This is a genomic window from Embleya sp. NPDC001921, assembly GCF_053594475.1.
In genome coordinates this window covers 96559-107818 of record NZ_JBSFEO010000033.1, presented here as the reverse complement: position 1 = coordinate 107818, position 11260 = coordinate 96559, and the positions used below count along the sequence as shown (strand labels likewise).

Below are 11260 nucleotides of genomic sequence, written 5' to 3'. Positions count from 1 at the left end.
CGGGGTCAGGACATGCCGATGGCGCGTTTCCGGCTCCACCCGTGCGTCGCCTGCCCGAAGCGGGTGCGCCGTCGGGCGGCACCGCCTCTATCGGCGGGTCGACCGGGGATAGCGGTCGAGCACGGTGCCGTCGGCGGTGTAGCCGACGACGGTGATCCGTTTGGGGGGTACCGAGAGCGTGGGAGGCGCGGCGGGATCGACCGGGTCCTGAGGGACCTGGAGATGGAAAGCGGCCCATCCGGGTGCACCGTTCAGCGTGACCACGTTGGCGCGAAGCGTCCTGCCATCCTGTTCGATGGTCACCGAGTCCAGAGTTCCCGTGCCCCGGTAGGTCCCCACGTAGAGGGTCGTGTTCAAGTCGCCGAGGGCCCGAGACGTGAACGAAAGCGGGGCGTCGCTCGAGGACAACCGGTTTCGGTGCTCCAGCAGCTGCGTTGTTCCGGTCCACACGACCGTGATGATCTGACCGTCCGAGGTCAAAGTGATCGTGCTGCCCTGCCCCACGTCCACGCGTTCCCCCGAGGCGACGACCCGAGGTCGCTGCGGAGCCGTCTCCGTCGGAGCGTTCGTGGTCACGGGCGTTGCCGTCGTGGCGGCGGGAGAGGTCGAGGTCTTCGTCGACGTCGGGTCGAGTCCGACCGTCAGGACGGACGTGATCACCACTACGCCCAAAACCGTTCCTCGGGTCGCGCGCCGACGCCGGCGCAGCCCCTTCGCGCGCCGGACCACGGTCTCCACCGGGGCGGGGTGTGGAGGAAGGTCGGTCGTGGCCGTCCGCAATACGTGCAGGATTCGGTCGTCGTCCGTCATGTGCGAGTGGGCCTTTTCAACGTGTCCGGCTCCTGTCGGCGGTCGGTGTCTCCCGACCCGCCGATCAGGCCTGTGAGCGTGGCGTCGCCACGAAGCTTGGCCAATCCCCGGGTGACCTGGCTGCGTATCGTCGACGGCCGAGTGCCGAGAACTTCCGCGGCCTGCTCGTGGCTCATGTCGTCGAGGTAGCACAGAGCGATCGCGGCGCGCTGGCGGACGGGGAGTCGGGTCAGCGCGTCCATGATCACCCGGCGGTCCTCGAATCGGAGCGTGGTGTCGCTCGTCGAAGACTCCGGTGGGCGATTGGTGAACCACTCGCGAACTCGGCGCCGGCGCAGGCGGTCCGTGTTGTGATGGAACATCATCTGCCATACGTAGTTGTCCATATGGTCGCTGCGCCGCACGCGATCCCACTTGATGTAGACGCGTGCGAGCGTTCCCTGCGCGAGTTCCTCGGCGTCGTGATGGTTGCCGGTGAGCGTGTAGGCGGTGCGCAGCAGCCGAGGCCAACGGCTGACCATGAAATCGCGAAATTGCTGTTCGAGCTGGTCGTTCAAGCTTCCTCGCCCGGAAACGTGTGCTGTGGTGGTCGTGCCGGACGTACGGGTTCGAACCACCTCGGGAGCGGACGGACGGTCCCATCCACTTCTCAAGACGCCTGTCGCACGGCGCGTGTTGCTCGGGGCCGAGAATCTCTCGCGCCGTCGTCGAATACGTCGATCCGACCACGCCGATTGCGCGAAGTACGCGTCGGGTGGTGCGGCTGTACGGGATCGCGATCGGGCGGAGCGCAGGGTCGGCCACCCCGGACCGAGGGCGACCGACCCCGAGGATTGATCAGTTGCCGTTTTCGCCGGTCGGTGAACCGTCGGAGACGGTCGGGAGGTCGGTGGGGTCGGTCCTGTGTGTGTAGCCCGGAATCGGGAGGCTTCCCCCCAAGTGCGTGTGCACCTTGGCGGCGATGTCCTCGATGTCCCGCACGCCGGTGGCCATGTTCGCCTTGTCCGCGGTCAGTACGACCACCCCGTAGTCGTGTCCGCGCCCGGTGAAGGCGCCGAGGCTGTGCACGCGCCAGCCTCCGGCGGAACGCTGGAGCCACCCGTTCTTCACGTGCACAATGGCGTCGCTCGGGGCGCCGGCGGGCGTTCCCCATCGCTGCGCGGGAATCACACGGTTCATCAGGTCCAGCGCGTATGTGCGGGAATCCTCGTCCAGGACCGGGTTGGTGGAGGTGAGCAGCCTCGTCAGCCTGATCTCGTCGGCGGCGTTGATCCGGGTGAGCCCCCAGTACCCTTCCGCGTCGGGCACGGTGTTCGCCATGCCTGCCGAGTGCAGGAAGTCGTTGATGCGGGGCAGCCCGAGCTGTCGCCACAGGGTGGTCGTCGAGTCGTTGTCCGACTCGGTGATCATCTTTTCGGCGAGTTTGCGTTCGGTTTCGGTCAGGTCGCGGTGCTCGTCCTGGGCGGCGCGCAGGAGCGTGCCCAGGACGATGACCTTGACCACGCTCGCGGAGTCGTAACTCCTGTTCGCGTCGTAGGAGCACTCTGTGTCGGTCGTGCGGTCGTACAGGGCCAGGGAGGTGCGTCCGGCCTGCGCCTCGATCACATCCGTGAGGTCCTTGGCCAGGCGTTCGGAGAGGAGCCGGTCCGCGGATGTGCAGACCACCTTCGCGCTCGGCCAATCGGCCGATGTTCCTCCGCTCGTACTCGCCGTCGCCGGATACGCGGTCGTCGCGACGGAGACCAGCGTCGCGACGACCATCCCCATGGTGAGTGTGTGTCGCTGGCGGCCCGGGACGGGCGTGCGCACAGACATGTCGAACTTCCCTCTTCACAGTGAGGTGAGCCGGAGCGAGGAGGCCCGGCGACACCTTCGTCGATTGCCGGGACACGAAGGCGTCTTCGCGCCCGAACTCCGGAAGGCGGGTCATCGCCTTCGCCGATAGACGTTGCCGAGACCTGCACCCGCTGCTCACGCGGCCGGCTTGTTACCGAACCGCGACAGCGACGATCCCCGGTGCCCGATCGGCGGCACGACCGTGTGCGATCCGTGGTCGACCGGGTGTGCATCGGATGCGTGTGTCGACCGCGGTCGCTCGGGTACGGAGGCGAGGGTTCGACGCGGCGACGGGTTTCTCCAATGCGTGTACCCCCTCGCGCCGAAGGATGTTACGCAAACGGATACCGACGACCATCCGCGTCCCGCCGCTGATGCCCAGGGAGCGTCGGGCTTGTGCGACGCCGGGAAGGAGTGGCAACCGATGCGAACGGCTCGCGAATTCGGGTACGTGATCTCACCGGAAGTGGCCTTGCGCAGCCTGAACCTGGAGGCCCGCTTCGGACATCTCCGAGGCCGACGGAACCGTGCCAAATGGCTTTGCTACACGGGCGCTCTCGCGTCAACCGCAGGAGCCCTCCTGGCGCTCTCCAAGGCTCCTCGCGGGCATCTGCCGGAGGCGATCGACGCGATGCTCTCCATCGCCTTCTTCGTGGCGGTCTCGGTCCTCGCATTTCTCCTCCTCGCGCCGCAGCGTTGGTTGCCCGTGTCCCCGTACGAGATCCTCTCCAGATACCACTGGGAGGTATGGCCCTGTGTCGTCGAGGTCGGCCTCCCTCCGACGATTCGATTGATGCGTCCGGACGGCAGCCTGTGCGCGAGACTCCACCCCCGTTGGTCGCAGCAGGTTCTCGCCGAGGCGGGCCTGCACGAGCTGACCCATGTGTGGTTCGCGGGCGACCTGCGCTTCGGTGGTGTCGTCGCGTCGCCGGGTGGTGCCTTGCCCGTCCTGGCGCCCGCCGGCGAGTATCCAGGGCGCGCACCGATCGAACCCGGAGCCGACGAAGGAGACGATCGGAAGGCCCTGTACGCGGGCATCTATTCGCGCAACCCCAGAGTGAAAGGGTGGGGAAAGGTTCCTTGACCCTTCCATCGGCGGCACCGTCTTTGCCGGGGAACGCCTTCACCGGCTCACCGAAGCCACCCCAATGGGGCCTCGGGACACGCGGGTTGCCGGCCATGACAGTGTGACGAAGGCGGCGGGGAGATCTCTTCCCGAGAGCCCCACCGTGCCTTGCCGCAGAGCCGGTTCGCCGTTCACAGCCACAGCGCGATGGCGACGACCGTGCCGAAGGCGACTATGACCACGCGCAGCGGACCGGGCGCGAGTCGGCGCGCGACGCCGACTCCGACGTGGCCGCCGATCAGGCTGGTCACGGCCATGATCGCGGCCGCGCTCCACTGGACGGGCCCGAAGACCGCGAAGAACACGGTCGAGCCGACGCCGATCACCAGGGACAGCACGTTCTTGAGGGCGTTGACCTGGTGGAGTCCTCGATCGAGGAGCAAACCGAGGACGGCGAGCATCATGATGCCGATGCCGGCCCCGAAGTACCCGCCGTACAGACCCACGACGAACTGGATCGGGACGACGAGGCGTCCGTCTCGGCCTTCCGTTCGACGGTGCGCGACGGCGCGGGCGAGTCGCGGTTGGAGCGCCAGCAGCAGGCAGGACGCGAGAACCAGGCAGGGGGCCAGCGCGTCGAAGACGTCGGCGGGGCCGATCAGCAGCAACGCGGCCCCGGCGACCCCGCCGAGTGCTCCGGCCGAGGCCAGGCGGGGGAGTCCTCGGGTCTGGCTTCGTATCTCGTTTCGATAGGCGACCGTGCCCCCGACGTATCCGGGGAGCACGGCGACCGCGTTGGTCACATTGGCGGTGACCGGGGGATATCCCACGGCCAGGAGCGCGGGGAAGGACACCAGGGAGCCGCCGCCGGCGATGGCGTTGACCAGGCCGGCCATCAGTCCGGCGACGGCTACCAGGACGAACTCCGCCCAACCGGTCACGACGGCGAGGCGACCGCGCCGACCTCGCTGGCGAGTCGGCCGATCCCCTCCACCGCGACCGCCACCGTGCTGCCTGGGCGAAGGAATCGGCCGGTTCCCCAGGCCACGCCCGGTGGCGTGCCGGTGCCGATGACGTCGCCGGGTTCCAGGGTCAGGCCGGTGCTGATCCCGGCGATCAGCGTCGCCACATCGAAGATCATGTTGGCGGTGGTGTCGGACTGGCGGATCTCGCCGTCCACGGTCGTCTCGATGGTCAGGTTCTGTGGGTCCGGTATCGCGTCCGCGGTGACCACCCACGGTCCCAGGGGGGCGTATCCGTCGGCGGACTTGCCGACGAACCACTGCTTGTGGCGCTGTTGTCGGTCGCGAGCGGTGACGTCGTTGAGGATGGTGTAGCCGAAGACGTGGTCCAGTGCTCGTTCGCGACGGATGTGACGGCCCGACTTCCCGATGACCACGGCGAGTTCACCCTCGTAGTCCAGTTGTTCGGTGAACTCCGGGTCCCAGGGGATGGTCCCGCCGTGCCCGGCGAGGGCGGTGTGGGCCTTGGTGAACCAGATCGGCTCGTCGGGGATCTCGAACCGCACCCCTTCGGCGTACGCGCCCTCGCGCACGTGCTCGACGTAGTTCTTGCCGACGCACAGGACGTTCTTGGGCGGGCGAAGGATCGGTGGGAGCAGCCGTGTCCCGGCCAGCGATCGCAGCCGCCCGCGCAGGAGTTCCGCCTCGGCGGGGGCCAGCGGCCGCGCGATCAGGACCGCGACGTCGGTGGCGTCCTCGCGCCCGGGCAGGGAGCGGACCGGGGCGAACCGGTCGTCCTCGACCAGGGCCGCCGACGTGGTGCCGTCGTGGGAGACGGTGGCGAGCCTCATCGTCGGTCCTCCCGCGGAGGCACCGCCGCGACGGCGCTCATCTCCAGCTTGAGCCGCGGATCCACCAGGCGGGACACCTCAAGCAGCGTGCCGGCGGGGAATCGGCCCTGGAAGTAGGGGGCCATGACCTCGCCGATGGCGTCCTGGTCGTTCATGTCGGTGACGAAGGTGTCGGTGCGGACGACGTGCGCCCACGTGGCGCCCGCCGCTTCCAGGCAGCGGGTCAGGTTGTCCATGACCAGCCGGGTCTGGAGGCGGACGTCCTCGGGAGGGTCGAGTTCGCCGTGCTCGTGCGGGTGTTGGTGGTACAGGGGGAGTGCGGTCGCACCGGAGAGGAACAGGAGATCGGCGCCCGCACTCACCCGGATGACCGGGGTGTAGGGCATGAAGAAGTCGGTCTTCTCGACTTCGACGGGCGAGTGGGGGAAGGTCACTGGAGGGCTCCGGTGCTTTCGATGGCGACGTTGTCGGCATAGGGATCGGCGGGCATCGGGCCCTGCTTGATCTCCAGCAGGCGGGTACCGTCCTCCAGCGTCTCCACGGAGTGCCCCTCGTAGAGCAGGACGAGGTCGCCCGACCCCAGGGTCACGTGTGCCACGTGTTCGCCCTCGCGGGTGAAGATGCCGATGGAGGCCCGACCGCCGAGGCAGATCATCACCTGGTGGCGTGTCTCGCTCTGCGGCGCCACGTCGTTGATGTGGTAGTGCGGGCGGACGTACGCTCCCGCGGGTCGCGCGAGCACGGTGAGCTGCAACGGCAGTTCGTCGGAGGTCAGGTGGGCCTTGGTGGTTCTCTCCAACTCGGGGCTGGCCACCCGGTAGTGCCGGGCGAGCCACTCCCGCTCCTCGGCGGTCTCGAACGTGGGCGGGTAGGCGGCGAAGTCGTCGAAGTCGGCGCGGACGACGAGTCCGATCCGGCGTCCGTCCGGCGCGAGGAATTCTTCGGCGGCGCTCATGAGATGCTCCCGATCGGTCGAAGCGGATTGCTTTCGGTGGTGAGGGTCTTGTCGACGACGGGGGATTCGTCGCCGGTGGCGAAGGTGGTGGCGGTGATCAGGGCGCCGGAGCGGACGGCGCGCAGCGCGCTCACGCCCTCCAGGGCCAGATAGAGGAACCCTCCGGCGAGCAGTCCGGCCGGATAGGCGAGGTCGGCTCCGTGCAGCCGCTCGGAGACCGAGCCGAACAGGGCGTTCAAGGCCCCGCCGCGTTCGCCGAGTTCGCTGCCCAGGGTGGTGTTGGAGAACGGCAGGCACAGTACGTAGCCGGCCACCAGCGACACGAACGCGTTCCAGCGCCAGGGCAGGGAGCTCACGGGCGCGGTCGCGGCCCTGATCATCTCGTCCCCTCGCGGCCTGCGCCACAGGTACACCGCCCAGATCCCGACGAACGGGCCCACCCAGTAGGTGGCCAGGAGGATCAGATTGGTGGCCTTCTCGGCGAGGTCGCCCGCGTTGAGGTAGAGGGTCAGGCCGAACGCGACCACGGCGACGACGGCGGTCATCACCGGCCGGGGCAGTCGGACCCCGGAGGCCAACATCTGGAGACCGGCCGAGTACTGCGCGACGGTGGCGTTGGCGACCACTCCCAGGTATAGGGCTACCAGGACCAGGGCGCCCCCGGCGCCGCCACCCATCAGCGAGTCGATCGAGGCCATCGGCGCCGCACCGCTCAGCAGCGCGCCCGCGGCCAGACCCAGGATCTCGATCCAGACACAGGCCAGCGAGATCCCTCCGAACACCGACCAGAACAGTCGCCGGGGTCGCACACTCGCGGGAAGGTAGCGGCAGTAGTCGGGGGCGTTGTGTGCCCATCCGAAGGCGAAGCCGAAGCACACGGCGGCCAGGAGACCGAACGCGCCCCACGCGTTCGGGCCCGAGACCGAGTGCGGAATCGACACCTGGTCCGCTTTGGTGATCACGACGACGGTCACCGCGACGAAGCCCGCGCCGACCACGACGACCATCGCGTGTTCGAACAGGTGCATGACCCGATAGCCCGCCACGCTCACCGCGGCCTCCAGCGCGAAGACCAGGGCGATGGCGACGTATTCGTTGAGACCGAAGGCGACCTGGAGCGCCTCGGCGCCGAAGATCGCGCCGAGTGCGATGAACGCGACGCTGGTGAAGGCGGCGATCGGCCCGAGCACCATGATGCCCCGCCCGAACGGGGACCGGGCCTGGGCCAGTGTCGCCAGGCCGGTCGTCGGTCCGGTCAGGCCGAGCGCGGCCGGCCCCAGAGCCCCGAGCATCGTGCCGACGACGATCGCGGCCGCGGCCTGCCCGAAGCCGAGACCGATGAAGTCGGTCGCGCCGAGGGCTCCCAGGAAGAACGCGGTGGGGACCAACTGGGCCGCGAACCAGAGCAATCCCACCCGCCCGACGGACCCATGCCTGTCGCCGTCCGGCACGGCCTCCAGCCCTCGTCGCTCGAGGACCTCGCTCGCTCTGTCGTCGGGGTCGTCCTGTCTGACGTTCATGACGTTCGCCTCCTGATCGAAGGACGGCGTGACCGGGACCGAGGGCGAGACGTGCGCCGTCGGCGGTGGTTCAGTCGTCCGACTGGGATGTGTGACGCTCGTACACCCGCGCCGCGCACATGACATGGCGACCGGCGATCTCGTCGGCCGCGTCCGGGGTGCCGGCCGCGATCGCGTCGAGCAGTTGCGCGTGTTGCACGAGTGCCTCCCGTGCCCACCGGGTGTCGTGCAGGTTGCTCAGGCTGGAGACCGCGATGCGATCCCACAGCCGCCCCAGTGCCTCCTCGAGCAGCGGGTTGCCGCTCAGCGTCGCGATCGCCCGGTGCAGTTCGAGGTTGGCGCGCGTCATCTCCGGGAGGTCCAGCGTGCGGGTGGCCTCCTCCATCGCGCTCGCCGTGCCGCGCAGCGCCACGATCTCGGACGGGGCGATCTCTCCGGCCGCCTGCCGCTCGGCCGACAGCCGAGCGGCCAGCGACTCCAACGAGGCGCGGAGCCGGTAGGAGTGCCCGACGTGCGCGGCGGGCAGCGACGCCAGGACCACGCCACGTCCGCTGGGCCGGACCAGGCCGTCCGCCTGCAACCGGCGCAGGGCCTCGCGCACAGGCGTGCGGCTGACCCGGAGCTCCTCGCTGAGCTCCAGCTCCGCGAGGCGATCACCCTGTGCGAAGCGCCCGGACAACATCAGTGCCCTGAGCTTGCGGTAGGTGGCCTCGCCGGCGCTCAGCTCGTTCGTCGATTCGGTGCGCTCCGTCGTCATGCATGCAATGTATACATTGCATGCCGAGAGGACAATGGGGTGACGCACATCGGATGACAACGCAGGAAACGGCCGGTGCCCATCGGCCCGCACGCGACCGGACGCGGTCCAGGAACCGTCACCCAGGCATCAAGGCCGGTTCAGTGGTGGGGACGCACCCGCTTCGGACGGCGCGCGACACCTCGACCCGCTCCGTCGACTCGTCGTGCTCGCCGGGTCGCGCGACCGACCCGGCGCGAGTGGCGTCCCATCCCGGCTGCCACGTGCTCTCGGGGCACCTCATGGAGAGGCTCCCGTCTTCGAGACACCGTCCTATCCGTCTTCCGCGGGCAGGTCGACGCTGTCGCGTTGCTTCCGCGGAAGCGCCCGTACCGCCCACGTCGCCGTGACGCACGCACCTGCGACAACGTAGAGAATCAAGGTCCAGGTCATTCCGACCCGCGACCACCAACCCAGGTCCTTCGGGTGATCGTCCCGGTGGTGCTTCGGCGCATCCTGGCGGAGGGGCGGAGATGTGGGTGGTCCATCGAGCGATCCCCCGTTGTCGACGGCGCCGGCCGGCGTGGCGCTGAGGGGAGTGAGGGTGCTCTCGTCGGTGGGCGCTCCCGTTCGCAGGGTTTGTGGACCCGGCGAATCACGAATGGCGGGGGATGTCCTGGTCCCACAGCCGTGATCACGACCACCGCGATAGGGCGAACCCACTTTGTAGTCGCCGCCCTTGGGAACGGTCAGCCGTGTCCACTCGCCGATGGGCCGGACACAGCCACCGTCCATCGAGAGCCAGGGCGAGTACACCACGCGCAGCGTGTAGGAACCGGGAGCCGGAATGTGCACGATGATCTCGGCCTCGTCGGCCCGCAGCACCTTCGCGGGTTCGTCGATGAGAGGCACCGCGTCCAGGACGTGGTAGACGGTCCACTCGCCGTTGCCCCACACCGGCCTCAACCAGGTGGGGCCGGAGCGCACGATCCGAGCCTCCTCCCGCCCCGAGCTGTCGGGCGTTCCGGAGTTCAGCACGACGAACTCCACCGCCCAGAGTTTCAGCCAGGCGTGGTAGGTGTCGGGCGTGAGGGTGCCGTCGTAGAAGAGGCGACCGCGTTCGACATCGAGCTGACGGTTCCAACCACGCGCCAGGTTGAAATGCGGTGCCAAGACCGCCGCTTCACGATGATCACGGTTGGGAACAACCTCGATCCGTGTGCGCTCCGCCCCGCGCAGGCGCAATTCTCGGACGACGTCATCGGTATGTCCATGCCAGGAAGGTACGGTGGCCGTGACCCGGAGATCGCGAACGGTCGCGTTGAGGATATGCATGGTGGTCAAGACCAAGAACGTGATGCCGAACGCGTGGACAACCCGCCGGCGACCGTTCGAGCCCGCCCACCGCGCCGTGAGGGCGGCCAGGAGAAGAGGCGGTCCGAATGTCGCGGCCAAGCGCACGACGTTGGTCCCGACCGGCGAGGGTATGAGGTAACACAGGACCACGCCCAACGCGTATACGGCGGAGCCGACGCGCGGTAGACGCCACTCGCGGGGAGCCGTGACGACAACCGCGACGCAGACCGCGAGCGGCATCAGAAGTCGCTCCCCCGGCATCGGCTGCTCGCCGTGAAAGGGAAACAGGAGCGACGCCGCGGCCAGTGTCGCGCAGGGGGGCAGGATGAGCGGCACAGCTCTCGACCAGTTCCAGTCGATCGCGGCCGCGGCACCGACCACCAGCAGGAACAGGCCGGCGATGGGACTTGCCAGCGTTGCCGCCGCCGAGCAGAGGGCGATCACAGACCGACGACCGGCCAGCAACGCGCCCAGCCCGATCGCCGTACCGAGGGCGAAGGTTGTGCGGCCGGAGGCCACGTTGCACCAGATCATGAGCGCGCCCAGCGCCGCCGGCGCCAGGGCCCGTCGCGGGCCGAGCTTTCGCGCGAACAGAACGGCGGTGAACCATGTCCCGAGCAGCCCGGACGCGACCGATACCGCTCTGACCCCCAGGTTCGCCATCAACAATGGCGACAGCACGCTGTAGTTCGCGGTGTGGGCACCCCCGTACCACGAAAGGTTGTACGCGGATCCGGGTTGACGTTCGGCGAATCCGGACCAGGCGAACTGGGCCGCCAGGTCCCCGCCTCCCGTGGCGAGGAAAGCCGCCCAGAGAATGTAGAGCGGAACGACGGCACCCGTGACGACCGTAGGAGTCCGCAGATGTCGCCACCTGCTCGTCCATGGTTCGGAGGTTCCACCTCTCGGGGATGAAGCGCGTCGCGTGGCCGGTGTGGTCGCGTGTTCGGCGACACCGTCCAAAATCTTCTCCAGCCGTGTTCTCGATGTAAGCGACGCGCTGTTCGTGAAGCGGCCGGATGCCGGCGGTGCCGGTCAACGTGCCGACGGGCTCGTCCCCCGGACACCGTCGACACCGCCTGCCGGGCAGCGTGACCCGAACGCCGGATGGAACACGGCGTGCGAATGCCGCGCGCATCGCCCGGTTCGGGCAGGCCGGTTCCCTGCT

Annotated in this window: 11 protein-coding genes; 1 reads left to right on the top strand and 10 read right to left on the bottom strand. The window is 68.8% G+C overall.

Annotated features, from left to right (window positions below; translation table 11 throughout):
• Window positions 1–87 precede the first annotated feature (87 nt).
• The 3 genes from ACWCPW_RS32995 to ACWCPW_RS32985 all read right to left on the bottom strand — a co-directional run bounded on the left by ACWCPW_RS32995 (window position 88) and on the right by ACWCPW_RS32985 (window position 2625).
• Window positions 88–810 carry a hypothetical protein gene (locus tag ACWCPW_RS32995; protein WP_449765226.1) on the bottom strand — a complete coding sequence of 241 codons (723 nt, stop codon included), beginning with the start codon at window positions 808–810 and terminating at the stop codon, window positions 88–90.
• Window positions 807–1367: a SigE family RNA polymerase sigma factor gene (locus ACWCPW_RS32990; protein WP_449765225.1), complete on the bottom strand. Its 561-nt coding sequence runs from the start codon at window positions 1365–1367 to the stop codon at window positions 807–809. Before ACWCPW_RS32990 ends, ACWCPW_RS32995 begins: the two co-directional genes overlap by 4 nt.
• Before the next feature lie 280 nt (window positions 1368–1647).
• Window positions 1648–2625: a serine hydrolase gene (locus ACWCPW_RS32985; protein WP_449765224.1), complete on the bottom strand. Its 978-nt coding sequence runs from the start codon at window positions 2623–2625 to the stop codon at window positions 1648–1650.
• 445 nt (window positions 2626–3070) lie between these two features.
• On the opposite strand from ACWCPW_RS32985, the gene ACWCPW_RS32980 reads away from it, so the two are divergent.
• A complete protein-coding gene (locus ACWCPW_RS32980) occupies window positions 3071–3730 on the top strand; it encodes a hypothetical protein (RefSeq protein ID WP_449765223.1) in 660 nt (219 codons plus the stop codon).
• Between the two features lie 173 nt (window positions 3731–3903).
• Here ACWCPW_RS32980 and ACWCPW_RS32975 read toward each other — a convergent pair whose 3' ends face one another.
• The 7 genes from ACWCPW_RS32975 to ACWCPW_RS32945 form a co-directional block, all read right to left on the bottom strand.
• Window positions 3904–4653, bottom strand: coding sequence for a sulfite exporter TauE/SafE family protein (locus tag ACWCPW_RS32975; protein WP_449765222.1), 750 nt, complete (start codon window positions 4651–4653; stop codon window positions 3904–3906).
• Entirely contained in the window at window positions 4650–5525 is an 876-nt protein-coding gene (locus ACWCPW_RS32970) for a fumarylacetoacetate hydrolase family protein (RefSeq protein ID WP_449765221.1), read from the bottom strand. The genes ACWCPW_RS32975 and ACWCPW_RS32970 overlap by 4 nt, the downstream gene beginning before the upstream one ends.
• A complete protein-coding gene (locus ACWCPW_RS32965) occupies window positions 5522–5959 on the bottom strand; it encodes a RidA family protein (RefSeq protein ID WP_449765220.1) in 438 nt (145 codons plus the stop codon). The genes ACWCPW_RS32970 and ACWCPW_RS32965 overlap by 4 nt, the downstream gene beginning before the upstream one ends.
• Window positions 5956–6480 (bottom strand): hypothetical protein, encoded by a 525-nt coding sequence (locus tag ACWCPW_RS32960; RefSeq protein WP_449765219.1) that lies wholly within the window; start codon window positions 6478–6480, stop codon window positions 5956–5958. The genes ACWCPW_RS32965 and ACWCPW_RS32960 overlap by 4 nt, the downstream gene beginning before the upstream one ends.
• Window positions 6477–8000, bottom strand: a complete 1524-nt coding sequence (locus ACWCPW_RS32955; protein WP_449765218.1) for a purine-cytosine permease family protein — start codon at window positions 7998–8000, stop codon at window positions 6477–6479. The genes ACWCPW_RS32960 and ACWCPW_RS32955 overlap by 4 nt, the downstream gene beginning before the upstream one ends.
• Window positions 8001–8070: 70 nt before the next feature.
• Window positions 8071–8757, bottom strand: coding sequence for a GntR family transcriptional regulator (locus ACWCPW_RS32950; RefSeq protein WP_449765217.1), 687 nt, complete (start codon window positions 8755–8757; stop codon window positions 8071–8073).
• Window positions 8758–9069: 312 nt separating this feature from the next.
• Window positions 9070–10773, bottom strand: a complete 1704-nt coding sequence (locus tag ACWCPW_RS32945; protein WP_449765216.1) for a hypothetical protein — start codon at window positions 10771–10773, stop codon at window positions 9070–9072.
• Window positions 10774–11260 lie beyond the last annotated feature (487 nt).

Coding starts and splice junctions, on each gene's coding strand:
- ACWCPW_RS32995 (WP_449765226.1), bottom strand. CDS start 810: ATGACGGACGACGACCGAATCCTGCACGTATTGCGGACGGCCACGACC.
- ACWCPW_RS32985 (WP_449765224.1), bottom strand. CDS start 2,625: ATGTCTGTGCGCACGCCCGTCCCGGGCCGCCAGCGACACACACTCACC.
- ACWCPW_RS32980 (WP_449765223.1), top strand. CDS start 3,071: ATGCGAACGGCTCGCGAATTCGGGTACGTGATCTCACCGGAAGTGGCC.
- ACWCPW_RS32970 (WP_449765221.1), bottom strand. CDS start 5,525: ATGAGGCTCGCCACCGTCTCCCACGACGGCACCACGTCGGCGGCCCTG.
- ACWCPW_RS32960 (WP_449765219.1), bottom strand. CDS start 6,480: ATGAGCGCCGCCGAAGAATTCCTCGCGCCGGACGGACGCCGGATCGGA.
- ACWCPW_RS32955 (WP_449765218.1), bottom strand. CDS start 8,000: ATGAACGTCAGACAGGACGACCCCGACGACAGAGCGAGCGAGGTCCTC.
- ACWCPW_RS32950 (WP_449765217.1), bottom strand. CDS start 8,757: ATGACGACGGAGCGCACCGAATCGACGAACGAGCTGAGCGCCGGCGAG.